This window comes from Paenibacillus elgii NBRC 100335 (genome assembly GCF_004000865.1).
Lineage (GTDB): Bacteria > Bacillota > Bacilli > Paenibacillales > NBRC-103111 > Paenibacillus_G > Paenibacillus_G elgii.
Genome location: NZ_BIMB01000064.1, coordinates 12,092 through 35,597, shown reverse-complemented (window position 1 = coordinate 35,597; position 23,506 = coordinate 12,092). Strand labels below are relative to the sequence as shown.

Below are 23,506 nucleotides of genomic sequence, written 5' to 3'. Positions count from 1 at the left end.
CTCCGGGCTTTTTTCTACTTTCCGTATTACAATAAGGGAACAAACGTTGGATAAAGGCTGGGGACGGAAATGAAAAACATGCGGAGCATGAGGCTCGCTCGATGGACGGACCGCATTTCGATACAGTTCAAACTGATCGGGGCGTATATTTTCATTATTTTGATCCCTATCATTTTGTTTTCATGGTATATATTCAACGGCTTTTATCATAATACGATTCAAGATACGCTCAAGAAAAATCAATATGCGCTGTCCAGCGAGAAAACGTATATTTTGAATAATATGGAAATTATGATGCGCACGGCACAGTTCTACACGGCGAACAAAGAGCTCATGAATTATATGCAAAGTCCGGACGATCTGGAGGTTCCCGAGCTCGTCGATTTCAATACGAAGTCGTTCTCCAATTTGCAAAGGCTCATGTTCAATAACCCGAACATTACGAATGTCCGCCTGTTTACGGACAATCCGAATACGATGGAAATCTGGCCGATGATTTTCCATGAAAGCCGAATCTCCAACAGGCCGTGGTACAAGAGTGTGCTGGAGCAGCGGGGCGAATTGCGCTGGGAGATTTTAGAGGACGAAAAAGACATCATGAACCGGGCCACGGCGGACAACCGGGCTGCGTCGACCTATGTCTCGCTGTTGAAAGAAATTGAATACCCGAGCGACAGGCATGTCGGCCTTCTTGAGGTAGACATGAAAATCGATAAGTTTTTTCAAAAAGTGTTCAGCCCTCTTCAAGACGACCAATCCCGCATGCTGGTCATCGACCGTTCGGGCCGAATGTTTACCGATACGGGCAGCACATTTTTCAAGGACATCGACATGGAGCGGCTTCGGCGCGATTGGGCGGAGCGTCCTCATGAGGAAGGGGCCAGCTTCACGTTCACGGTCGGGGACACGCCGTATTTGTGCCTGACGACGCCGATCGACCAGATGGACGCCCATCTGCTCAATATCGTATCTCTGGAAAACCAGGTGACGCAAATTCGGCATACGCGCAATCTTTTCATCGCCGCAGCGGTCGTCCTCATCGCGCTGTTGTCTGTGATCACTTATTTTTTGCAGTCGCTGATCTTGAAAAAGCTGCACATTTTGCGCGATTCGATGAAAAAGGTGCGCCGGGGAGATCTGAATGTGCAGATCGATATCGATGCGGGCGGCGAGGTAGGCGAGCTTGCGCATCATTTTCGGCAGATGATGAAGAAAATGAACGAGTTAATCGTGGAAGCGGTGAATAAACAAGCGGCGAAAAAGGAGGCGGAGCTGCATGCCCTTAAAAATCAGATCGATGCCCATTTCCTCTACAATACGCTGGAAAATCTGAAGATGCTGGCCGAAGTGGAGGCGCAGTACACCATCTCGGACGCGCTGACCTCTCTCGGGGCGCTGATGCGCTACAGCCTGAAGTGGTCGAGTGAGTACGTGCAGCTTCGGGACGAACTACAGCACATCCGCAATTACATCGCCATTATGAATATGCGCTACGACGATAAGCTTGACCTGCAGCTGGATGTTCCCGAAGGATACCGGGAGCAGGAGATGCTGAAGATGTCGCTGCAGCCTCTGGTGGAAAATGCGGTGAAGCACGGCATGCGGACGGAACGCACGCGACGGGAGGGGATGGCGATTCGGATTCGCGCTTGGCGAGGGGACGAATCGACGTACATTGAGGTGACGGACAAGGGGGCCGGCATGTCGGAGGAGAAGCTTACCGAGCTGCGCGAGAAGCTCGCTATGGACGACGTTCGATTTCAGGCCCGATATGGGCACAGGCTTTCTGGAGAGCAAGAAGGCAGAGGGATCGGCCTGCGCAATGTGATGCAAAGAATCGCCATGCATTACGGCGGCGAGTATGGACTGGCCGTGGACAGCGAGGAGGGAGCTTACACCCGGGTAACGATAAAGCTGCCCTATTTGATTTTATCGGGAGGGTTGTCTGCAGATGAGAAAAGTGCTTATCGTTGATGACGAGAAAAATATTAGGCTCGGTCTGCGAGCGATGATCGACCGTCTGTTCCCGGATGCTTATACGTTCGATTTTGCCGAAGACGGGGCGGAGGCGCTGGAGCTTTTGAATCGGGCGCCCGTGGACGTCGTGATTACCGACATCCGAATGCCGGTGATGGACGGAATTGCGCTGATTCAGCGGATTCAGGAGCTGGAGCGGAAGCCGGCCGTCGTTATTTTGAGCGGCCACGATGACTTTCCATACGCGAAAGAAGCGATCCGCTGCGATGTGTCGGAATATTTGCTCAAGCCGATCGTCCGTGACGAGTTGGCGCGGACGATGCTGAAGCTGGAGAAGGAATTGAAGCAGAGGGAGCGCATCGACGAACAATTGACAAGCTCGATGCGGCAGCAGGAAGCCTATCGGGAAAGTCAGCTAAGCTATTTGCTGCGCCATCCGCATCCGGAGGAACCGGGGCTGCCGGATCGGTTGAAGGGATGCGGTCTGGAGTGGCTGGAGGAGGGCTTTCAGCTGGCGGTGCTGCAATATCGCGGTTCTGTCCAAGGCATGAGGCCGCCCGAATTTCTGGGGCGTATTCAAGCCGAGCTGGAAAACGCTCCGGAGTCGGCCGGACAGCGTCGCGCGCATGTGTGGGATAAGGAGAATCAGCTTGTGCTGATCGCCCAGCGCCGCGAGCTTTTTCAGTTTTTAGCCGGACGCATTGCGGAAACGGGTTATTTCGCCTACAGCATGGGGCTGAGCGGCTATACCCAAGGCGTGGCGCGCGTACGTGCGGCCCATCAAGAGGCGGAGCAGGCGCTGAAATATACGTTTCTTCAATCCGCGCCGGGGGTCGTCTCCTACGAGCGCATCGCCGGGAAAAGCAGGGACTTTACGATCCCTGCGGACAAGATCAGAAAGCTGGGCAATATGCTGGGAGCCGGCCGGGAGAAGGAAATGACGTCGCTGCTCATGGAAGTGCTCGATATCCGGACGGTGGCGCGATACGATATTGCGTATTTGGAAGGCGTCAGCCGCGCGTTCAACGAGCTGATTTTTGACAAAGTGTTTCATATTTACGGGGGCGAGTCGGTCGAGATTCTCCGGTTATTCAAGAAGGTCGGAGATCTTTGGAATTTTTATTATTTTCATGATTACTACCACAGCGTGGAGGGGCTGCTGCATCGGCTGGATGATTATGTGCGCAGCATGAAGACATTCCATATCGATCACAAGGAAATGAAGCAGGCCGTGCAGTATATGCAGGATAATTTCCATAAAGATTTGAACATGGCCGTCGTTTCCAATCACGTGTCGTTGAACTATTCCTATTTCAGCCAAGCCTTTAAAGAATATACAGGCGAAAGCTTCGTAAGCTATTTGAAAAAGCTGCGTATTGATAAAGCCAAGGAGCTGCTTGTCACGACCGGGCTCAAAGTGTACGAGATCAGCGGGCTGACCGGGTTCGAGAATACGAAGCATTTTAGCCGCGTATTCAAGGAAATGGAGGGGGTCAGCCCGCAGGATTACCGGGAGCTGCATGAAGCGCTGAAGCGGTAGCGGTTTACGCTGGACGAAGTGTGCGGTTTTTCGTCGGGGGCAGGGACTGGCGCCGGAAGCGAAAACGACTGTGATTCAGGAAGACACGCTCTCAATTGAACGTGTTTCCTGAATTGCGGATGAAATTCTATACATGGCAATTAATGAAGCTGCTCTTTTAGTTTTTTGACTTCGCTTTCGGGCAATCCCGTCGCTTTAACGATCTTAGCCACGTCCATGCCCATCTCCAGCAAATTTTTGGCGACTTCAATTTCTTTTTCCCGTTTTCCTTCTTCTCTGGCTCCATCGATCATGGACGCTTCGTCGTGCAGCGCTTTTTGCCGCATTTCATACAATCGCCGGGCTTCTTCGTTCTGGCTAAGAAAATCCAGCGTATCCATCGCTTTTTGCAATGTCGGTTCGTTCATGGCGATGACCTCCCATAGTTCTTGTTTATCCACGCCTTTCAGGAACAATAACCATTTCACCAGCTTATCGGATAAGCTAGCCCTCTGCGATTGCAGCTTAGGCAGCTCCATGAAATGAATCTCGATATCATCGGTAAGCCTCAATCCGCTATGGTGTTCCCTTAAATGAAAAAGATTATAGTAACGATCATTCGCGATAAAATTGAAATTTAAGATATTAATGGTAATCGTCTTTTTCAAATCTTTATATTTTTGTCCTTCTTCAAGCTGGCTGGAATACATTTTGCTCCAGTAATACAACGTCCGTTTCTCTATATCGTACCGGTTGAACAGTTGAATTTCGATGTTCACTTGCTTTCCGTCTGCCGTACGGGCATGCAGATCGAGAATTGATTGCTTGTCGTGCAGCGCGTTTTTATCAATATACGGATTGAGGATCTGAATATCCGTGATCGGAGAAGGCTCGCTTTCTCTCAAGGTCACATTCAAAAAATCCAACAGTACGTCTTTATTTTCTTCAACACCGAAAATGCGTTTGAAAACGAAATCGACTTTAGGGTCAAGTCTGTTGGTCATCCTCTCAACTCCATTTCGTCTGCCATATTATTATACCACGACGGAAAATGTTCAGACATATGACAATATATTCTCACACCATGGAAATACCGGACGAACCTTTATGGCCCTTCCTGCCGAACACAACCCTGTACAGCACATACCCGAGAGAGGCGCCTGCGTAGTTAAGAATGACGTCGTCGATATCGCCGGAACCGACGCGCAGCACCGTCTGCAGAAGCTCGACAACGATCAGCGGAACGATGAAGCCGAGCGAAAAGCCGAGAAACGTCCGGCATCTCCGGAACAAGAGCGGCAGCAAAATTCCGAAGGGAACGAACATCCCGATGTTGCCGCCGAGATTGATGACCACAATGGAAAACGCGTAGGAGTCAAAATAAATAAAATAATTGCCGATTGTGCGAAAAGGATGCAGGTTGTAACGGAGCTCGTCCGCATGAACGGACCGCCCGAACCCGACAAACATCATATACAGCATGCAGGCCGTATACAAGATGAATGCGGCGGCGGTCCATAGATTGCGAGCTTCTTTCTTTTTTCTCCTCATGAGATCTTTAGCGCACCCGGCCTTCTTCGCAAAAAACGATCAACTGCTCCGCTTGTTTCAGCAGGGTATGCATTTGCTCCTCCGAATACGTTCGGAAGCCGAGCGTGACAAGGTGCGTCTGCATCGCTTCCGGCAGCTCCCGGACATGCTGTTCGAACGTTTGACCGTCCGCAAGGGCAAGATAACACCAGAATGCCTCGGCATAAAGCTGCCACGCGAGATTATCCGGGTCACCCGTTTCACGATAACGCGCCGCCTTGCGGGCCGCGAGCTCGTCTTGAACGGATTGCAGCGCAAAGGCATCCGCATCGCCGCTCCGCTCCCGCAAGTAAGCGCGGTACGCCTGAAGCGACGCGAGCAGTTTGTCGGGCTCGACACTGCCTGCACCGAACCGAATCTCCCGATAGGCCGGGTACAGATCCAGTTGTCTTATGATCGGCAGTAATCCTCCGGTCGACATCGCGCCATGGACAAAATATGCGTAGGCTTGTGCCGCATCCGCCCAAACGGCATCGGCAGCGAAGCTGGCCGTCAACGGTTCTTCAGCGTCCAGACATTCTTGAAGCCACGCCCGCTGTTCTGCTATTGCGGCCTTGGCCTGGGACAGCATCTTTTCCCGGCCTTGTGGCGATTGAAAATACTCCGAAGCATCGGCGATCAAAGCTTGCAGCAGTCCCGAAGGGTCCGAGACGATGCGGGCTTCCCTCAGAAAGCGGAAATCCCACGGAGAACCGATAACCTGCTCTATTTGCGGCAGCGGGTGGACATGAAGCTGAATGACGTGCTCCTGAAACAGCACATTGGCGCTGTAATGCGGCTGTTCTTGGTTTGACGAATAGACATTTAAATCCAAGTCACTGAACCGGTCCGCTTCGCCCCGCCCCACGGAGCCGCCAGCCAAAGCGCCAATCTGCTGCGCGATCGGCTGCTGCTGGGCATATTGCCGAGCCAGATCAACATAAAACGAAGTAAAGTTCAATGACGTGACCTCCCGAAAAATAAAAGTAGTAGCTTTTTAAATACAGACGGTTCGTTTTAATAAGAAGTTCCAGTTCTTGCTTAAATCCATTCATCGCGTCCGAGCATGCCCGAAAGATCGCTTCTAAGGGCGATTCGCAGCTCATAAGCATGACGAAGCGGCAGCCTTTCGTTTGTTTCGGCATCGTAAACATTTCCGCAGCTGCGGCATTTTTTCAGGACAATTTGCCTGCACTCTTCAATATAATAAAACATGGCCCCTTGGCATAACTCGCAGCACTCATCCCAATCTTTATTGAACAGCAGCAATTCCTCCAAGAGCAGGAATAACCACGAATAAAACCATTTAATCTCTTTTTCGTGTTGCCAAGTATCCTTTAAACGTACAAATTGGCCGATAGCGCTTTTATACATCTTTTTCGTAATCGCCAGATCGTCTGCAGGGATGCAATGAACGATATGGGTTAGTTCGGCCGTTTTTGCAGGATAAATGTTCTTGGAATATTTTTCAATATCATGCCAAATGGTCCGTATGCTCTCCAGAATTGATACTTTGTCTTTGGGCGTTTCGCAAACGAATAGATGGGTTTCAAAATGCTTCAATACTTTATGAACAGCTCCGTAAATACTCATGCTTCCTCCGTTATGGCAGCTTCGGCCAATCGTCCGAACTCGTGCTCCAATAATTCGTAATTTGCCACCATCATCTCCGCAACCTCCCCAAAAGAGATCCTACAAAACCAGCCGCCACAAAAAGAGAAGCAGGGTCCAAGGAATGAGGATCGATGGTACTAGCCAATGCTTGCTCTGAATGATCGCGACGAAATTAAGAAAAATGCTCAAAGCCAATCCGTAAGTTGCGGCTGACTTCCATCCCCGATAGGCTGCGACCATCCCGGGATATTCCGGCACCGGCATTCCGCCAAGCATGTGGGAGAGACCCATCATCGACAAGTTCGCCAACTGTCCCAAGGAATTTAGTAATAAGATAACTACTAATAGGTTAACAATAAAGCAGATTGCATAAAGAAAGATGCGGATGCTGAACTTATGCTTCCGTCGTCTTTGGCGGGGCAAGGCATCAAAAGCCGCATGAAAGGCCGTATGAAAAGCCGTAGAAAAGCATTCGTATCTTTGGCAGGCATCCACGGTCCTCCGGTCGTTGCCCTTACGTTTGTGTAACCGTCAATGATGCCGTTTGCAATCAAGTGTTCCATTTCCGTTTGCGAGAAAGGGCCTTCTGCAACGGTTGCTTGATAGTACCAAGTCCGTTTCATTGCCATAATCATCCTTTGGCATTTTAGGTGTGGAGCTAAATGATAGAGGGCGCGGATGTCGCGCGGGAGGGATGCCGCATGCTAACCAAACGGTTTCTTCTGCAACAACACGGTACGACCGTCCGTACGGAAATGACCGCGGGCGTCGTTTCGTTTTTTACGGTGGTTTATATTGTCGCTGTCAACGCATCGATCCTGGCGGATGCGGGCATTCCGTACGGGGCGGGGGTGATCGCGACGGCGCTCGCGGCATGTTTCGGGTCGCTTCTCGTCGGTCTCTGGGCGAACAGTCCGCTGGTCATCGTGCCGGGAATGGGCGTTAATGCGCTGTTCTCGTATACCGTCGTCCAAGGAATGCGCCTGCCGTGGCCGGAGGCACTTGCGGCTGTCTTCGTATCCGGCTTGATCGTCTCGGCGCTTGCCTTTACGCCTCTGACCAAGCAGCTTGCTGCCACGATCCCTGACTCGCTCAAGCATGCGATCGGCGCGGGTGTCGGTTTATTTTTGGCTTTCATCGGACTGCAAAAAGGAGGCATCGTCGTCCCCGGCAGTTCGTCAATCGTTGCGCTCGGCGATTTCGGCAGTGCGCACACGCTGCTGACACTGGCCACGCTGGCCTTGACCTTGGCCTTGTACGTCCGCGGCGTCCCGGGAAACCTGCTGATCGGGATCGCGGCCGGTACCGGCTTGGCGGCCATAACCGGGCAGCTCGATTGGGACGGTGCGGGAACGGGGTTATCGCTGGCGGCTTACGGCTCCGTGTTCGGAGCCATGTCGTTCTCCGGGCTGCCGTACGTCGTATTCTGGACCGCGGTGTTTTCATTCGTGCTTGTCGTGCTGTTCGAGAACATCGGGCTCATCGACGCCCAGCTTCGGCTTATCGGGCAGCCGGAGAAGGCGGCCCGCAGCCTTCAGGCGGGAGCCGTATCCGTAGCCGCCTCCGGCGTCCTGGGCACGAGCCCGACGGTAACGGCGGTAGAGAGCGCCGCAGGCATCTCTGCCGGCGGCCGGACCGGCTTAACGGCTGTAACGGCCGGAGCGCTCTTCGCCTGCGCGGTGCCGCTCGGCCCGGTCATGCGGCTGATTCCTGATTCGGCCATCGCGCCGGTGCTGATTCTGATCGGCGGATTGATGCTTCAAGGCGTGAAAGATATTCCTTTCGACGATTTGTCGGAATGGCTGCCCGCCTTTCTGATCGTGGCCGGAATTCCGTTCACTTCCAGCATCGTAGACGGCATGGGGTTCGGCTTCGTCGCCTTTCCGATCCTGAAGCTCGCGGCGGGCAAACGGCGGGAAATTTCCCTAGTGTTCGCGGTCATCGCGGCTTTATTCGTCTTGAACTTCGCCCTGCCGTTTATATGACCTCTCAGTCCAGAAACGACCGGTAAAAAGCCTCGACATCCGTCCTATCCTGAAGACCGGATACTTGACCATCGCCGACCTCGATGATCAACCATTCGCCCGCGGTCGTTTTTGCAATGTCCATGGTGAAGAAGCTGCTGCGAATCCGCTGCGCGATCGCAACAAACACACTTAGATCCGGCCGTTCTCCGTCGTAGGTAGCTTCCTCCCAATAATTTTGCGCCGCGATCAACCGGTGCCGGTAGAAGAAAAGACGGTATTCCTTCGACAGGGGCATACCGCTTTTTCCGTGCGCTCCCAGCTTTTCGAGCTCAACGTACTCGCGGAACACGACTCCGCCGTTCAACCCGTCGCCCTGCCGTTCAATGAAGGTTCGCAGCACCTTTTCCACCTGCTTCCGATCGGACGCATCGGGAATATAGCAGGCTTCCTCCCATTCGTGCTTCCGCGATTTGACGTAATCCTTCAGAAGAAGCGGCTGGCTGCCGAACGAAGCCAGCATGTCATAGACGCGGTTGATGTCCGAGTGGACCGCAGCGATATCTAGCCAGCGGCTCTCGGGGGTATGCTCTTGAATGAAGCTGTAGCTATGCGGAAAATGGTGACAGAGCACATATTGTTCCGGCGTATTGATCAGATGGATGTTTTTTTGCTGCAACGCCATATAAAGCTGCTCGTAATGCTCAGGCTTCATCATCCATCCGCGGTAAATCGCAGGCTCTGCCGTGGCCGCTTTCCGGACCCGTCGGACGGCGCGGGCCGCCTGTCCGTCCAGCAAGTCTTCGAGCGAGATCAGCTCGATGGGGAGTCCCAGTTCTGCGGCTGTGCGGTATTCAAGCTCGTAGTCGGCATCCGCCGTTTTCGGGTCCAGAGGATCGCTGCAAAATATAATGTTCACCGTAAGTCTCTCCTTCGGCTCTGGATCGGGGGACCTCCCGAAGGCGTCTACCCGGGACGAAACCGCACCCGCTTCTAGCCCTGAGATTTCCCGAGCGTGTTCCACAGCTTATCGAATTTGGCTTTCGTCAAAATCTCGTGCGTGACAAACTGTCCGTTATAAAACGCGCTGTACGTCGTGAAGGCGGACGGGGCGTTTTGCGCCTGCTCCTTGGTCGTGAGCTTCACCCGCTTCACCGGAATTCCGTACGCCCGTTCAATGGCATCAAGCTCTCCGCCGGTATAATGATCGGTAAAAGGGCACTGGTTCGTATACAGCACAACCAGACCGTCATCGTCAGCAATCGTCTGCTGCTTGGCGCTTTCCTTGAACCGGGGAAGCGGGGCATCGGGATCGAACCGCTTGACGAGCAGCTCGAAATAGGGAGGAGCAGTATCGCACACCTCGAACCCGTGTTTCACGTAGTAAGACTTCTCCGAGAGGTAAGGCCGCTTCTTGTGGCTCGATACCGCAACAATGCCCGCTTTGCCCTCCGAGTCCCGGATGCATTCCTGCAAAAGCTGCGCCCCATAGCCGTGTCCCTTGTAGCTTCCGGACACCCAAAAGCAGTTGATGAACGTGTAATTCGGCGCATCGATGGGCACCCAAGCGTTCTCGGCAGGCAAGTATTCGATGAACACTTTTCCTTTGGCGTCCAGCTTTTTAAAGACAAGCCCTTCTTGAAAACGGCACGCCAGCCAATCTTTCTTCAGACTGACGCCGTGTTGGGTTTTCTTGTCTGACATGGCGCAGCAGATGTGTTCTCTAGCGATATTATCTGAGGTAACTTGTATGATGCTCATTCCCAGACCTCCCGATCCTACGTCACTTATCCTTCTACAGGCTGAATCACTTCCTGATAATGGCTGATGTCGCCGTGCAGCTTGATGTCCGGCTTGCCGTTCTCAGTAAACTCGATCTTACACAGGCAGGCCGGATGTATATAGGGCGGCTCCCATAATTGCTCGATCGGCCTTTGCTCAAAAGCGGCCATTAGCAATTTGACCACGACCGTATGGGTAACGACCAGCACGGCTTGCCCGGTATGGTCGCGTAGAATGTGCCGAAGCTTGCCGAGGGCGCGCCGCTCCACCTCGGCGAACGTCTCCGCTTGAGCCACGCGGAAGCGATCCGGCTGACGCCAGAAGTGCTCGTAAGCCTCGGGGTAGAGCTCCGCAATTTCGGCAGCGATCTGTCCTTCCCACTCGCCCAGATTGATTTCCTTCATCTCATCGCATTTCGTTATGGCAATCGGCCGGCTGCCTCGGATCAACTCGGCGGTCTTGACGGCCCGGGGGCTGGAGCTGCTGTAGATCCAATCGAGCGGCTGCTCCAGCAGTGCTTCGCCAAGCCAACGGGCCTGCTTCAAGCCAAGCTCCGTCAGCGGAGAATCCTGATGACCTTGAAACCGGTGCTCCACATTCCATTCCGTTTGTCCGTGCCGGACCAAATATAAAGTTGTTTTGTTCATCCGAAGCCTCCTAGCTGATCCAATGATCCGTAACTTTAACGGTTTCCCAGCCATCCTTCGTTTTCTTCCAAGTGGCCGTGAATCCTGCAGCTCCTAAAGGAGAGCGGTATTTCCCGCCGATAATCGACACGCTTTCCGGCGAATGAATCTCCAGCTTCTCGATATTGAGGAGGATGCCGTAGAGGCTGTTCGTTTTCGGGTCCAGCTTGTTCTTCTCTATTAATTGATGATAGGAGTTGAACAGGATCTCCACGCCGTACTTCGTATGAAAATGATCGATAAGTTCGTTCCGTTCGTCCTCGGACAGATTCCAGTCCGTCATCTGCCAGTCCAGGGAAATAAACTGCATTTTGGAGTCCAAGCTTGGCTCCAGGGCCATCAGCTTTTCGAACGCATGGGTTAATAGGGAAACCTTATACGGGAAATGATCCGGCGCGGCCTGGTCGACTCGCGCGGGCTGCGTGACGATCTCCGGAGTAGTCGTGACAGGTTGGCTTGCCAGCAGCCATGCTAGAAGGAGCAAGAGGTGCTTCATGGCGCTAAGCCTCGACCTCCTTGTAATAAAATACGGTATCGTTCAAGCTGCCGTCCGCGGAGCGGGCGTAACCGGGAATGCGTCCCGCCTCCACATACCCCAGCGACCGGTACAGCAGGTTGGACGGATCGCCTGCGCGCGTATCGAGCACAAGCAGCGTTCGCTTTTCGGTGCGGGCCCGTTCTTCGGCGGCCAGCATTAGAGCGCGGGCAATGCCGTTTCTGCGGCTGCGCGTATGGACCATCAGCTTGGCGATTTCCGCCCGGTGGGCCGCATTCTGTTTTTGCGCGAGCTGGAGCTGCACGGTGCCGACAATCGCCCGGTCGAGCTTGGCCGCCCACAGGACGACGCCCGGCTCCAGCGCGCTTTTCCAATAGTCCACCGCTTCTTCCTGGCTTAACGGGGGCAAAAAGCCGACCGAAGCGCCGCTCTCCACGGCATCGATCAGCAGCTCGGCCAGCTGCTCCAACGATTCCGGCTCGTACGCCAGGATTTCGACGATTTCAACAGCTGCACTCATGCTTCCTATTCCTCCTCCGGCTCAACCTCATAGGTGCAGCGAAACCGCTCCGCACCCGGATAGTTTTCACCCAAGCTGACGACCTCGAACCCGATGTTCCGGTAAAAATCGACTGCATCCTCATCCGTTTCCGCGACGATTTCAGCGGGGTTTTTGAGGTGGATCAGCTCCAAAATTTGGCCCCGGCCATAGCCTTGTCCCCGATAGTCCGGCTGGACCGCAATGTGCCGCAGCTCCATCACACGCCCGGAATCGATCCGGAAGCCGACGAGGCCGATCAGCTTCCCGTCTTTTTCGTAGCCGTACATTTCAAGCTCTTCGCTGCGCTTGTAGTCATCCAGAGTTTGCGCCAGCCGCACCGGGTCCGGAAAAATGGAATATTCGAGAAGCTCCGCAACTTCGGGCTGGTCCAGTCTGGATTTGATATCGATTAGCAAGGGGATCGCTCCTTTAGGTGTTTTACTATTAATCATCATGATGATAAATCCCGTTAACCGTCTGATCGGCTTTGGCAGAAAACTTCTTATTTATTCAGTATAAAGGATTTGAAAAGTTTTTCCAAAGCCATCCATGCCCGTCCAGTCAAACTCCATTGTCAACGCCCGATTCATTTTGAGATTGACGGATAATGAAGAAAGGACTACAATAATCAACAAGAAACAACAACAATAAATTGATATGTGCAACAATAAACAACAAAAACATTGTTCATCATCAAAAGCAGAGAAAACCCTTTCAATCAAGTTTTTCAAATCGACGGAGTGAGGAGGAAGCGGGATGAAGCTGGATTTTCATTTTCACCTGGAGGAGGGGCCGTACTCGACCGGCTGGCTGCAGCGGACGGCGCGGGCACTGGAGAACGTGCACCGGGAGAGCGGGCAGTTGGGTGACCGGCCGCACTCGCTCGAATGGATGAACAAGCTGGGAGAGCTGCTTCAACAGCGGCTTGCGGCGGGTTGCTTCAGCGACGAATGGCTCGCATTCTATTTCGAGCAGGGGCGGCAGCGCGGGATTGAGCGGTTCGGGATGGTGGACCACCTGTACCGGTTTACCGAGTTCCGGCCGTATTACGAACGGCACATGATTGTGGACGAGACGCCGCTTGGCCGGCTGCAGCAGTATTGGCTGGACCGCGTCTGTGTAAGCTCCATCGAGCCGTATCTTCAGGCGGTGCGCCGGGCGAAGGCTGCGGGCGTGCCCATATCGCTCGGGGTCGAGGCGGATTTTTTCCCGGGCGGCGAGGCGGAGCTCGGCGAGCTGCTGTCGCGGTACGAGCTGGATTACGTGATCGGGTCCGTCCATTTTCTGGAAGGCTGGGGCTTCGACAACCCGGAAACCCAAGAGCTTTTCAAGGAAAAAGACCTGCCTGCGCTGTACCGGCAATTGTTCGACTACGTGAAAATGGCGGCTTCCAGCGGCTTGTTCGACATTATCGCGCATCTGGACAATCTGAAGGTGTTCAATTACCGACCGGAGGAGAAGCTGCTGCTGCCGATGTACGAAGACGTGGCCCGTGCGCTCAAGCAGGCGGATGTGGCAACTGAGATCAATACCGGGCTTGCTTACCGATACCCGGTCAAGGAAGCTTGCCCGAGTCCGGCTTTTCTGGACATTTTGCATAAACACGGCGTTCCGATTACGTTGAGCTCCGACTCCCATTTTCCGGACGACATCGGAACGCAGCTGGACGAGGCGATGGATTTGCTGGCCCGGACCGGGTATAAGGAAATCATCTACGTGCACGAGAAGAAACGGATCGCCGTTCCGCTCGGGCGGTAAGGGGAGGTCCCCATGGAGTTGTCGTTGACCCCGGATGTATGGCATATCGGCTATGTGGAGCTGACGCTCCGTATTGTTACGGCGCTGGTGCTGGGCGGTCTGATCGGCTTGGAGCGGGAAATCGGCGGGCATTCGGCCGGATTTCGCACGCATATTCTAGTCTGCATGGGCTCGGCTCTGATTGTGCTGCTGTCGAGCTACGGTTTTTCCGATTTTGCGGTCGAAGCGAACGTGAGGCTGGACCCGGCCCGTTTGGCTGCCCAGGTGATCAGCGGCATCGGCTTCCTCGGGGCCGGAACGATTATACGCACGGGGCCGACCGTGTCGGGGCTGACGACCGCGGCTTCGCTATGGGTTGTAGCGGCCATCGGCCTTGCGGTTGGCGCCGGTTTTTACTATGGGGCCGTCGTCTCGACGGCTGCGGTCATCGTCAGCTTGTTCCTCTTGAACAAGGTGGAAAAGGCGGCGTTGGCGAAGACGAAACGCAAGCGCGAGGTGGAGGTCGAGCTCTGGGACGGGGATGGAAATCTCGGCGCGATGCTGAACCGGATCAAGGCTGCGGGTGCTTCCGTCACTGTGCTGCATCTGGAGAGCCGGGCGAAGGAAACGGAGGGAGGCTTCCGCCAAGCCTTATGCGTACGTATGGCGCTCAAGACGACGGCCGGGCAATACGAGCACGTCGTGCAGGAGCTGGTCGTGCTTCCGGGTATGGTGAAGGTCGAGACGCCGGGATGGAAGCCGTTCGAGCACGAAGATAAAGCGAAAGCGGCGGGGAAGACGGCCTGAGGCTCGCTGCCGACACGCGGAGCCGGAGGAACCGATCCGTGTCAACAACGAGGCATGTGCGGCTTCCGGCAAACGGTAACGCGATTGACACTAGCGAAGAGGAGCGATTCAAATGCAAGCTTTAACTTTTCGGGAAGACCGGACGTTTACGATTGTACAGTTCACCGACGTGCATATGAAATCGGGAGGCGACGCGGACCGGCGCACCTTGGAGCTGATGGAGCATATTCTCGAAGCGGAGCAGCCGGACCTGGTCTATTTCACCGGAGACGTCATCGAAGACAAGGAGTGCGATGATCCGCTTAGCCGGTTCGACCGGGCGGTTTCCGTCGTCGAGAAGCGGCGCATCCCGTGGGCGGTCGTCTTCGGCAATCACGATACCGAGATGAAAATCACCCGGCAGCAGTTGATGGACAAAGTGTCGGGCTACGAGTATGCACTAGCGGTAAGCGGTCCGTCGGACATTGCGGGAGAAGGCAACTATGTGCTCGAAGTCCAGGATGCGACCGGCCGTCCTGCTGCGTTGCTGTATGGCTTCGACTCCGGCTGCATGTCTACGCTGCCGCACGTGCAGGGCTACGGCTGGATTGGCCGCGATCAGATCGATTGGTTCGTCCGGCAATCTGCTGCCTATACGTCGGACAACGGTGGCACGCCGCTGCCAGCTCTGGCGTTCTTCCATATCCCGCTGCCGGAGTATGCGGAGGTATGGGAGCGCGAAGTATGCCACGGGCACAAGTACGAGAACGTGTGCTGCCCGAAAATCAATACGGGATTATTCGCGGCGCTCGTCGAAATGGGCGACGTCATGGGCACGTTCGCCGGGCACGACCACGTCAACGATTACTCCGGCACGCTTCACGGCGTCCGCCTGTGCTATGGCCGGGCGACGGGCTACAACACGTACGGCCGGGACGATTTCCCGCGCGGAGCGCGCATCATTCGGTTGCGCGAAGGCGAGCGCGGCTTCGAAAGCTGGCTGCGTCTTGCGGACGGAACGGTCGTGACGGAGCAGCCGGAGCATCGACCGGAGACGCGCTAGGCCCCTTGCAAAAATAAAGCTGCATTTTGGACAGGCGAACGGCTGGAGGAGCACCTCTTCGGTCGTCCGCCTGTTTTCTTTTTGGCAGACGAAGACGGCATCCGTCCGGCAAACTCTGTGCGGAACTTGCGCGGAACCCTTGAAAATAGCGGGTTTTCGCCATTTGAGAACCGTTTTGGGCAAATGAGAACTGGGCGAATCCGGAGGGCAACTGCTACAATGTGGGCAGGAAATCCAATACGCCAACTTGCCATGCCTCGATCCGTCCAATTACGAATGTCCGTAATCGGATGTATAGTATAATGAGGACGTTGACTACGACGACAGACTCGCAAGGAAGGTTGGACGATGCGACATTTATTTTCCAAGAACTACGTTCGGATTTATTTGTGGATCGGAATGATTTTTACGATGATCATTATTCCGTTTTCCATGTTTTTGGCGAACCAGTTCTCGAAATACGCCTACTCGCAAATGGATCTGTTCAACCGCGATACGATGCTGCAAACGGCAAGCCGCACCGAGTTTCTGCTGAACAAGCTCAAAGCGTACGGGCTTCATATGTACCAGGACCGCACGGTGCAGGAATGGCTGCAATCGACCGGCCGCAGTCCGCTGGACGACATGGATGCGCTTCATGCGCTGACGAACTATATGTCGACCGAGCCGTTTATCAAGCGCGCCTATCTGGTGAACGTCCACAAGGAGCAGGTGATCGATTCGCTCAAGGGGCTCGTTTCGTTCGAGAAATTCGGGGATGGGGCGATGCTGAAGAAGATCCGGGAGGATCGGCCGCTCTTTTTGCAGTTTTTTTATCATGAAACCGGCGGCGAGCCTTATCTCGCGCTCATCGTTCCGTCCACGCCGGCCAGGAAAGACCATCGCGGCTATCTCGTGCTCCTGTTGGATAACAGGGCGTTGCAGGAAAATTTGCTTGGTCTGAACAAGGAGCCCGGCATGGATCTGATGATTGTGGACGGCCAAGGCCGGAATGTGCTGGGCACCACGGAGAACGAGGCTGCAATTCTGAACGAGCTGCGCCACCTGAAGCCGGCGGGTTCGGAGACACAGGTCATGACCGTGCGCGGGATGCAATTGTTTGTCAATTCCGCACCGCTGGCCTCGCAGAAATGGACGGTGTATTCGTTAACCGAGTTGAAAGCGTTTAAGCATCAAGCGCAAGCGTTCCAGGCAAAAATCGTCGGCTACTCGCTGCTTCTGCTCGTCCTGCTGCTTCTCGCCGCATTCTGGAATTCCCGCCGGATGGTGAAGCCTTTCCGCAGGCTGGCGGACCAGTTGCAGCGCCGCATCGTGCAGGAGTCGCGCCATTCCGCGCTGGCTCTCCCTGTTGCGGGAGACGAGTACAGCATCTTGAAAAGCGGGATCGAGCTGCTGTCCAGCCGGGTCGACGAAATGCATCAATCGCTTCGCGGCCATTCCGGCTTGATCAAGGCGGAATATTTGCGCCAGTGGCTGCTGCAGGGGAGAATGAACCGGACGCTGCGGGAAGGGATTGCCCGGGAATCGGCTCTCCTGGCGTCGGATCTCATCCGTCTCGCCGTCGTCAAAATCGACGCGTACCGGGACGTTGCCGAAACGTACGATTTTGCTTCCCGCCAACTGCTCAAATACGCGATGGGCAACATTGCCGGAGAAATCATCGCGGGCGAGGGCGGGACGCTGGAGACGATCGATCTGGCCGGCGATCACATCGTCTTCCTGATCGGGCTGGATCGGGACGATGCCGAAGTCCGCAAGCTGCTGGAGACGATCAAGGGGCATATTACTACGTATGTCCGGCTTCAGGTGACCATAGCGGTGAGCGATCTGAAGCATTTGGAGGACGATTTGCGTTCCGTCTATGACTTCGTTCTGGAGCTTACGCTGCTCAAGTTCATCAGCGGCGAAGACAAGGTGTATACGGAGGGCGATTACGAAAGCTACGTTCGGCTGCTGCAGCCGCTATCCGATCCGAAGAGCCTCGACAAGCTGCTTGTCGCGGTCAAGTCCGGGAAGAAGGACCAGATCGTCCTGCTGCTGGAGGAGCTGTTCGGGCAGATGGCGGCGGTCAAATACTCCGAATGCAAGGTAAGGCTGACCGTCATTTTATTTACGATCATGAAGGAATTCGACAAGCTTCGGGCGCTGCAGGGCGTGGACGGTATCGACAAACAACTCGACCGGTTCTCGACACTGCAGGAAGCGCGGCACTGGCTGGAGGCGGAGCTGTTCGCCGTCATGGACCAACTGAGCTCCCGCAAAGGCGGCGACCGGAAGGAGAAGCTTGCGGAAGAGATGATCAACTACGTACTGTACCATATTCACGATCCGATGCTGTCCGTCGAAGCGATCGCGGAGCATGTCTCGCTGTCGGCCAAGTATGCCCGCAGCATTTTTCAGGAAGTGCGTGGCGTGTCGCTCTCGAACTATATCCTGAACACCAGGATCGAGAAGGTAAAGGAGCTGCTTGTCACAACGACCATGTCGGTGGCGGATATCGGGGAGCGTTCGGGATTTTTGACGCGGAGCCATTATTTTACAGCTTTCAAAAAAGCGACGGGGCTGACCCCGAACCAATACCGGCTGCACCATACCGAAGGAGAAGGAGGGGAAGCGGAATGAACCGGACGCTCCGATGGGGATGCTTACTCGCAGCGCTTCTCTTGCCTGCGGGGTGCGGAGGGTCCTCCGCTTCCGATGCGGGCCGGACGGCCCCGGCCGCCACGCCTTCTCCAGTGACGCTCCGGATCATGCTTCCGGGCGATCGGGCCGCCGACTACGACCTAGTGCTGAAGGAAGCGCAGCGTCGTCTGGCGGGAACGCTCAACGTGAGCCTCGACATCAAGTTCGTGCCATGGAACGACTTCGGTCGGGTATCCCAGGTGGCGCTGGCTTCGGGAGAGGAGATCGATCTCGTCTTCGACGCGCCGTGGCTGCATTTGAGCGAGATGATCTCCAGCGGGTACTACGAGCCGCTTGATGTGCTGCTGGAGAAGTACGGCGAGATGATCCTCACCAAGCGGCCCCGGCCGATGTGGGAGGCCAACCGGTACGGCGGCAAAATTATGGCGATCCCGCTCGGTGTCTCGTATGCGATGGGCCACTCGTATTTCGTCCGCAAGGACCTTCGCGAGAAGCTTGGCGTACCGCCGATCCAAAGCTACGAAGAGCTGATCCGGTTCGCCTACCTGCTGAAGCAGAAGGAGTCCGGCATCGTGCCGCTGATCGCAGCGGGGAACACGTCGCAGCAGCTCTACAGTCAGGCGGCGTTCCGGCATTATGACGATGTCCAGAACCAGATCCGGCCGACGCAGGCTTTGGGCAGCAGTCTGATGCTGTATTACCAGCGCAATGACGGCAAGGTATACAATCTGTTTCGCGAAAAGGACTCGCTGGTCCGCGACTGGATTCGCGAGGCGCGCCGGCTGTATGTGGACGGCGTCATGCATCCGAACGTGCTCGGCATCAAAGATTTTCAAGACCCGGGCTTCTCGGGCGAGGCAGCGATCTTCCCGGCAGGCTCGTTCTCGGTTGACGAGGGGAATCAGGAAAAGCTGAAGCGGTATGCAGCTGGCGGAGAGCTGGAGAGCGTGACCTTTTATCAGGACATTCCGAAGGCGAATCTGTCGAATTTCGCCCAATGGAATTTTATCGCGGTTCCGGTGACCAGCAAGCATAAAGAGGAAGCGATCCAGTTCCTTAATTGGGCCAACGAGAAGGACAACTACGACTTGCTGGCGTACGGACTTCCGGGCGTCCATTGGGAGCCCGTAGGGACGGACCGTTACCGGACGCTGAAAAGCGGCTATCAGCAGTTCCCGTACGTCTGGCTGTGGAACCCGGACGACGACCGCGTTCCGGCGACCGATGACCGCACCGAGGCGCTGGACTGGTTTATTCGGCGGGCGGAGCATTTTACGCCGGATCTGCTGACCGGGTTCCAGTTCGACGGAACTCCGGTACAGAACGAGCTGAACGCGTACGCAAGAATCGAGGCGGAGTACTATACGCCGCTGTTTAACGGGGTGCTCGACCCGGAGGAAGCGATGCCGCGTTTCGAAGCCGAAGTCGGTCCGCTGCTGGAGGCGATCGGGACGGAGCTGCAGCGCCAGATCGACGCGTTCCTGCGGAACAAGCGGCGCTGACGAGTCCGGCGCGGCGAGGTCGAAGCGGCTGCGGGTCAGTGGAGACCGCTTCGACGCGAAGCCACTCTCTCTATGTCCGCTATTTCGACGTAGAGAGGGAAGCCACGGCCGGCACCCAAGTGCGACGCATTCGTGCAGAGGGGGCAGACGGAGGAAAATTGTCCCGAAGTATGCCCTTTTGTGGAGGATTATTCCGTTTTTATATTCATTGTAGGAGGTGGTTTTCATTTAATCTTGTCCGTTAATCGGAAGGAGACAGGGCAAGCTACTATTTGCATTTACCCGCATGAAACGGTAAGCCCGGAGCGTTCCGGCGCTCCGTGGTGGCAGAGGAGCATAAACATACGATCGAAAGGGTGGCTGACATGAAACGGAATACAACGCATAAAACGATGACGGCGCTGCTGGCGACCGTGCTGGCGGCGGCAGGACTTAGCGGATGCGCCGGGGGCAAAGACGCGGGCGGAACGGGGTCCGGGTCCGGGGCTGCTTCCGGCGACGGAAAGGCGGAAGGGAAAGTAACGGTTCAGCTCTGGAACCATTACACCGGCGATAAAGCGGCCGTCCTCGATCAGATGGTGTCGGCTTTCAACGCCAGCCAGAACGAAATTACGGTCAAAGCGCTGAGTAACCAGGACCCGCAGAAGCAGCTCACCGCGATCTCCGGCGGCAGCGCACCCGATCTGATGTTCACGTTCTGGAACAACATCGGTCCATGGTCCGAAGCTGGCGCGGTGCTGAACCTTGACGATTTTGTCAAGCAGGCGAACTTCGATACGAAGAAAATCATTCCCGCCGCCTTGGAGCGTATGAAGGTGGACGGCAAAGTATACGGTTTCCCGATCTCGATGAGCATGGCAAGCCGGCTGTACTACAACAAGAAGATGTTTCAGGATGCAGGCATTTCCAAGCCTCCGGAAACGCTCGAGGAGATGTTCGAAGTCTCGAAAAAGCTGACCAAGAAAGACGGCAAAAACGGCTACGAGCAGGTCGGCTTCATCCCCGACTATCCGTGGATCGACAACGTCTTCTGGCCGATCATCTTCGGCGGCTCCTGGGATGACGGCAAGGGCAAGCTGACGGCCGCCCAAAAGGCGAACGTCGATGCGATTGCTTACCAGACGGAGTATTACAAGGAGTTCGGCAGCGAGGGCATCTCCAAGTTCAAATCTGGCATGGGCAAGGCCGACACGCCGCAGGACCCGCTTGTCACCGGCAAGCTCGGCATGATGATCGGCTGGGAGAACATGTACAACGACAAGCGCGGCGAAGGCGGAGCGATTGGCGTCGCTCCGTTCCCTTATCCGAAAGAGCGGCCCGAGCTGAAGAACGCGGGCATGGTCAGCCCGGTCGCCATGTTCATCCCGGCGAAAGCGAAGAACAAGGAAGCGGCCTGGAAAGTAATGCAGTATTTCTTGTCGGAGGATGTGCAGATCGAGTACGCGACCAAAGCGAAGACGATTCCGGTGCTGCTGAGCGCGCTGGATAACCCGAAGCTGACCAAGAATGAAGCGACGAAGTCGTTGTGGGAATTTTACGAGAGCGCGAAGAGCGCGAACCTGAACGGGTTTCCGAACAGCGTCTACATCAACGAATATTTGCAGGCGCTGAACGAAGAGACGGAAAAAGCGCTCAAGGGCCAGATCACGCCGCAGCAGGCGATGGATAACGTCGTAGCCAAAATCCAGCCGAAAGCGGATAAAGCAAGCAAGAAATAAGAAACGGTGAGGTTCGCGCGTGCGGTTATCGTGCCGTTCGCGCGAACCGGACATCGAAGAGGAGGAGGACCGGAGATGGATGCAGTCAATCGAATCGGAATCAAACGCAGAGAGCGTCAGCGTCTCTTCGTCGGGTTGTGCTTTATCAGTCCGTGGCTGATCGGATTTTTGCTGTTTCAGCTGCTGCCGATCATATCCTCGTTCTATTACAGCCTGACGGAGTACAACCTGTTCGAAGCCCCGCAGTGGGCGGGCGCCGCGAATTACACGGAGCTGATCACGGACGGCAAGGTGTGGCAATCGCTGTACAATACGCTATTTATGGCGGTGTTCGGGTTGTTCCCGCATCTGGCGTTCGCGCTCGGCATTGCCATGCTGCTCAACAAAGACGTTAAGGGAAAATCGCTCTACCGTACGATTTATTTTCTCCCAACGCTCGTGCCGACAGTCGCCGCGACGCTGCTGTGGATGTGGCTGCTGAACGCGCAGTACGGGCTGATCAACGAGCTGCTGGGCATGCTGGGATTGCCGCAGCCCGTCTGGCTGCTGGAGCCGCAATGGACGAAGCCCGCGCTGATCCTGATGGGCTTCTGGGGAACGGGGACGGCGAGCATCATGTATTTGGCCGCCCTGCAGGACGTGCCGCGCATGTATTACGAAGCGGCAGAGATCGACGGAGCCAACGCCTGGCAAAAATTCCGCCACATTACGCTGCCGGCGATCTCGCCGATGACGCTGTTTCAGGTCATCATGGGCGTTATCGGGGCGCTGCAAATGTTCACCCAAGGCTACGTGTTCGCGGACGGCAACGGACAGGCGATCGGCGGACCGGAAAATTCGCTTTTGTTCTACGCGGTGTACTTGTACCAGACGGCGTTCTCGTTCCTGCGGATGGGCTACGCGTCGGCGATGGCCTGGGTGCTGTTCGTTATCGTTTTCCTGTTGACCTTTCTTGTCTTTAAAACATCGGCCCGTTGGGTGTACTACGGAGGTGAGCGCTAATGTCCAAGGCAACTGCCGCAACGTCTTCCTTATCCGTTAGCCGGAATAAACGGAAGCGCGCCTTCGGGGCACGTCCAAGCTGGGCGGCGCATTTGCCGCTCGTGTTCGTCGGCCTGCTGTTTCTGCTGCCCTTCGTCTGGCTGGTCATCACATCGCTTAAAACCGATGAAGAAATTTTCGTCGTGCCGGTCCGGTGGTGGCCCGAGACGGTCCAGTGGAGCAACTACGTCAATGCGATGAAGGCCATTCCGTTTTTCCAATACACGATGAATACGGTGTTGATTTCCGGCCTTTGCGTGCTCGGCGTTGTGGTGATCGCGCCGCTTGTCGCTTACGGGTTCGCACGGGTTCATTTTAAGGGCAGAAATGCGTTGTTCCTCGTCATGATGAGCACGCTGATGCTTCCTTTTCAAGTGACGATGATTCCGCTTTATGTGCTGTTCAACAAGCTGGATCTGATCAATTCGTACTGGCCGATCGTGCTTTCCTCGTGGTTCGGCACCGGCATGGCGTACTACATTTTCATGGTGCGGCAGTTTTTTATGGGCATCCCGCACGAGCTGACGGAGTCGGCGAAAATCGACGGCGCTTCGGAGTTCCGCATCTATGCGCAAATCATCCTTCCGTTGGCGAAGCCAGCGATCTTGACCGTGGGGCTGTTCACGTTTCTGGCGGCGTGGGGCGATTTTCAGGGACCGCTCATTTATTTGAACGATCCGGAGAAATGGACGCTATCCATCGGGCTGAAGCAGTTCATCCGCGAGAATCAAGTGGCTTGGGGGCAGCTGATGGCGGCTTCGACCTTGTTCACCGTTCCGATCGTCATTCTGTACTTTTTCGTGCAGAAAAAGTTTATCGAGGGCATCTCCATCACGGGGATGAAATAACATACAACAGCATCCGGGGA

General features: G+C 55.3%; 22 protein-coding genes. 11 read left to right on the top strand and 11 right to left on the bottom strand.

Features of this window, described 5'->3' with window-relative positions:
• Nucleotides 1-69 precede the first annotated feature (69 nt).
• Nucleotides 70-1,974: a cache domain-containing sensor histidine kinase gene (locus PEL01S_RS30335; protein WP_127462892.1), complete on the top strand. Its 1,905-nt coding sequence runs from the start codon at nucleotides 70-72 to the stop codon at nucleotides 1,972-1,974.
• Complete coding sequence (locus PEL01S_RS30330) at nucleotides 1,952-3,517, top strand: response regulator (protein WP_127462891.1); 1,566 nt, start codon at nucleotides 1,952-1,954, stop codon at nucleotides 3,515-3,517. Before PEL01S_RS30335 ends, PEL01S_RS30330 begins: the two co-directional genes overlap by 23 nt.
• Nucleotides 3,518-3,657: 140 nt before the next feature.
• On the opposite strand, the gene PEL01S_RS30325 is transcribed toward PEL01S_RS30330, so the two are convergent.
• From PEL01S_RS30325 to PEL01S_RS30305, 5 genes are all read right to left on the bottom strand, one after another.
• On the bottom strand, nucleotides 3,658-4,500 hold the full coding sequence (locus PEL01S_RS30325; RefSeq protein ID WP_127462890.1) for an Rpn family recombination-promoting nuclease/putative transposase: 843 nt from the start codon (nucleotides 4,498-4,500) through the stop codon (nucleotides 3,658-3,660).
• A 73-nt stretch (nucleotides 4,501-4,573) separates the two neighbouring features.
• A complete protein-coding gene (locus PEL01S_RS30320) occupies nucleotides 4,574-5,047 on the bottom strand; it encodes a VanZ family protein (RefSeq protein WP_127462889.1) in 474 nt (157 codons plus the stop codon).
• 7 nt (nucleotides 5,048-5,054) lie between these two features.
• Nucleotides 5,055-6,026, bottom strand: coding sequence for a nucleotidyltransferase domain-containing protein (locus tag PEL01S_RS30315; protein ID WP_127462888.1), 972 nt, complete (start codon nucleotides 6,024-6,026; stop codon nucleotides 5,055-5,057).
• An 80-nt stretch (nucleotides 6,027-6,106) separates the two neighbouring features.
• A complete protein-coding gene (locus tag PEL01S_RS30310) occupies nucleotides 6,107-6,658 on the bottom strand; it encodes a hypothetical protein (protein ID WP_127462887.1) in 552 nt (183 codons plus the stop codon).
• A gap of 362 nt (nucleotides 6,659-7,020) precedes the next feature.
• Nucleotides 7,021-7,302, bottom strand: a complete 282-nt coding sequence (locus tag PEL01S_RS30305) for a GYF domain-containing protein (protein WP_127462886.1) — start codon at nucleotides 7,300-7,302, stop codon at nucleotides 7,021-7,023.
• 78 nt (nucleotides 7,303-7,380) lie between these two features.
• Between PEL01S_RS30305 and PEL01S_RS30300 the strand changes: the two genes are divergently transcribed.
• The gene (locus PEL01S_RS30300; protein ID WP_063182636.1) at nucleotides 7,381-8,664 is read left to right on the top strand and encodes an NCS2 family permease; all 1,284 of its coding nucleotides are present in this window, start codon (nucleotides 7,381-7,383) and stop codon (nucleotides 8,662-8,664) included.
• 4 nt (nucleotides 8,665-8,668) lie between these two features.
• Here the strand turns inward: PEL01S_RS30300 and PEL01S_RS30295 are convergent, their stop codons facing one another.
• The 6 genes from PEL01S_RS30295 to PEL01S_RS30270 form a co-directional block, all read right to left on the bottom strand.
• Nucleotides 8,669-9,562, bottom strand: a complete 894-nt coding sequence (locus tag PEL01S_RS30295; protein WP_127462885.1) for an ATP-grasp domain-containing protein — start codon at nucleotides 9,560-9,562, stop codon at nucleotides 8,669-8,671.
• 74 nt (nucleotides 9,563-9,636) lie between these two features.
• A complete protein-coding gene (locus PEL01S_RS30290; RefSeq protein ID WP_204343680.1) occupies nucleotides 9,637-10,347 on the bottom strand; it encodes a GNAT family N-acetyltransferase in 711 nt (236 codons plus the stop codon).
• Between the two features lie 83 nt (nucleotides 10,348-10,430).
• Entirely contained in the window at nucleotides 10,431-11,072 is a 642-nt protein-coding gene (locus tag PEL01S_RS30285) for a histidine phosphatase family protein (RefSeq protein ID WP_127462883.1), read from the bottom strand.
• A gap of 10 nt (nucleotides 11,073-11,082) precedes the next feature.
• The gene (locus PEL01S_RS30280) at nucleotides 11,083-11,607 is read right to left on the bottom strand and encodes a hypothetical protein (protein ID WP_127462882.1); all 525 of its coding nucleotides are present in this window, start codon (nucleotides 11,605-11,607) and stop codon (nucleotides 11,083-11,085) included.
• Nucleotides 11,608-11,611: 4 nt separating this feature from the next.
• Nucleotides 11,612-12,127 (bottom strand): GNAT family N-acetyltransferase, encoded by a 516-nt coding sequence (locus tag PEL01S_RS30275; protein ID WP_127462881.1) that lies wholly within the window; start codon nucleotides 12,125-12,127, stop codon nucleotides 11,612-11,614.
• A 5-nt stretch (nucleotides 12,128-12,132) separates the two neighbouring features.
• A complete protein-coding gene (locus PEL01S_RS30270) occupies nucleotides 12,133-12,564 on the bottom strand; it encodes a GNAT family N-acetyltransferase (protein WP_127462880.1) in 432 nt (143 codons plus the stop codon).
• 340 nt (nucleotides 12,565-12,904) lie between these two features.
• Here PEL01S_RS30270 and PEL01S_RS30265 point away from each other — a divergent pair, with 340 nt between their 5' ends.
• From PEL01S_RS30265 to PEL01S_RS30230, 8 genes are all read left to right on the top strand, one after another.
• A complete protein-coding gene (locus tag PEL01S_RS30265) occupies nucleotides 12,905-13,906 on the top strand; it encodes a PHP domain-containing protein (protein ID WP_127462879.1) in 1,002 nt (333 codons plus the stop codon).
• A 12-nt stretch (nucleotides 13,907-13,918) separates the two neighbouring features.
• Entirely contained in the window at nucleotides 13,919-14,692 is a 774-nt protein-coding gene (locus PEL01S_RS30260) for an MgtC/SapB family protein (protein WP_127462878.1), read from the top strand.
• A gap of 112 nt (nucleotides 14,693-14,804) precedes the next feature.
• Nucleotides 14,805-15,734: a metallophosphoesterase family protein gene (locus PEL01S_RS30255; RefSeq protein ID WP_127462877.1), complete on the top strand. Its 930-nt coding sequence runs from the start codon at nucleotides 14,805-14,807 to the stop codon at nucleotides 15,732-15,734.
• Nucleotides 15,735-16,082: 348 nt separating this feature from the next.
• Nucleotides 16,083-18,356: an AraC family transcriptional regulator gene (locus tag PEL01S_RS30250; protein ID WP_127462876.1), complete on the top strand. Its 2,274-nt coding sequence runs from the start codon at nucleotides 16,083-16,085 to the stop codon at nucleotides 18,354-18,356.
• Nucleotides 18,353-19,879: an ABC transporter substrate-binding protein gene (locus PEL01S_RS30245; RefSeq protein WP_127462875.1), complete on the top strand. Its 1,527-nt coding sequence runs from the start codon at nucleotides 18,353-18,355 to the stop codon at nucleotides 19,877-19,879. The genes PEL01S_RS30250 and PEL01S_RS30245 overlap by 4 nt, the downstream gene beginning before the upstream one ends.
• 365 nt (nucleotides 19,880-20,244) lie before the next feature.
• Nucleotides 20,245-21,597, top strand: a complete 1,353-nt coding sequence (locus tag PEL01S_RS30240) for an ABC transporter substrate-binding protein (protein ID WP_127462874.1) — start codon at nucleotides 20,245-20,247, stop codon at nucleotides 21,595-21,597.
• A 75-nt stretch (nucleotides 21,598-21,672) separates the two neighbouring features.
• Complete coding sequence (locus tag PEL01S_RS30235; RefSeq protein ID WP_063182612.1) at nucleotides 21,673-22,599, top strand: carbohydrate ABC transporter permease; 927 nt, start codon at nucleotides 21,673-21,675, stop codon at nucleotides 22,597-22,599.
• Nucleotides 22,599-23,486 carry a carbohydrate ABC transporter permease gene (locus PEL01S_RS30230; RefSeq protein WP_127462873.1) on the top strand — a complete coding sequence of 296 codons (888 nt, stop codon included), beginning with the start codon at nucleotides 22,599-22,601 and terminating at the stop codon, nucleotides 23,484-23,486. The genes PEL01S_RS30235 and PEL01S_RS30230 overlap by 1 nt, the downstream gene beginning before the upstream one ends.
• The last annotated feature ends 20 nt before the right edge of the window (nucleotides 23,487-23,506 follow it).

Bases quoted from the DNA above. Each gene is read 5' to 3' on its own strand.
- PEL01S_RS30335 (WP_127462892.1), top strand. From the start codon at position 70: ATGAAAAACATGCGGAGCATGAGGCTCGCTCGATGGACGGACCGCATT.
- PEL01S_RS30330 (WP_127462891.1), top strand. From the start codon at position 1,952: ATGAGAAAAGTGCTTATCGTTGATGACGAGAAAAATATTAGGCTCGGT.
- PEL01S_RS30325 (WP_127462890.1), bottom strand. From the start codon at position 4,500: ATGACCAACAGACTTGACCCTAAAGTCGATTTCGTTTTCAAACGCATT.
- PEL01S_RS30320 (WP_127462889.1), bottom strand. From the start codon at position 5,047: ATGAGGAGAAAAAAGAAAGAAGCTCGCAATCTATGGACCGCCGCCGCA.
- PEL01S_RS30310 (WP_127462887.1), bottom strand. From the start codon at position 6,658: ATGAGTATTTACGGAGCTGTTCATAAAGTATTGAAGCATTTTGAAACC.
- PEL01S_RS30305 (WP_127462886.1), bottom strand. From the start codon at position 7,302: ATGAAACGGACTTGGTACTATCAAGCAACCGTTGCAGAAGGCCCTTTC.
- PEL01S_RS30300 (WP_063182636.1), top strand. From the start codon at position 7,381: ATGCTAACCAAACGGTTTCTTCTGCAACAACACGGTACGACCGTCCGT.
- PEL01S_RS30290 (WP_204343680.1), bottom strand. From the start codon at position 10,347: ATGTCAGACAAGAAAACCCAACACGGCGTCAGTCTGAAGAAAGATTGG.
- PEL01S_RS30285 (WP_127462883.1), bottom strand. From the start codon at position 11,072: ATGAACAAAACAACTTTATATTTGGTCCGGCACGGACAAACGGAATGG.
- PEL01S_RS30280 (WP_127462882.1), bottom strand. From the start codon at position 11,607: ATGAAGCACCTCTTGCTCCTTCTAGCATGGCTGCTGGCAAGCCAACCT.
- PEL01S_RS30275 (WP_127462881.1), bottom strand. From the start codon at position 12,127: ATGAGTGCAGCTGTTGAAATCGTCGAAATCCTGGCGTACGAGCCGGAA.
- PEL01S_RS30265 (WP_127462879.1), top strand. From the start codon at position 12,905: ATGAAGCTGGATTTTCATTTTCACCTGGAGGAGGGGCCGTACTCGACC.
- PEL01S_RS30260 (WP_127462878.1), top strand. From the start codon at position 13,919: ATGGAGTTGTCGTTGACCCCGGATGTATGGCATATCGGCTATGTGGAG.
- PEL01S_RS30255 (WP_127462877.1), top strand. From the start codon at position 14,805: ATGCAAGCTTTAACTTTTCGGGAAGACCGGACGTTTACGATTGTACAG.
- PEL01S_RS30250 (WP_127462876.1), top strand. From the start codon at position 16,083: ATGCGACATTTATTTTCCAAGAACTACGTTCGGATTTATTTGTGGATC.
- PEL01S_RS30245 (WP_127462875.1), top strand. From the start codon at position 18,353: ATGAACCGGACGCTCCGATGGGGATGCTTACTCGCAGCGCTTCTCTTG.
- PEL01S_RS30240 (WP_127462874.1), top strand. From the start codon at position 20,245: ATGAAACGGAATACAACGCATAAAACGATGACGGCGCTGCTGGCGACC.
- PEL01S_RS30235 (WP_063182612.1), top strand. From the start codon at position 21,673: ATGGATGCAGTCAATCGAATCGGAATCAAACGCAGAGAGCGTCAGCGT.
- PEL01S_RS30230 (WP_127462873.1), top strand. From the start codon at position 22,599: ATGTCCAAGGCAACTGCCGCAACGTCTTCCTTATCCGTTAGCCGGAAT.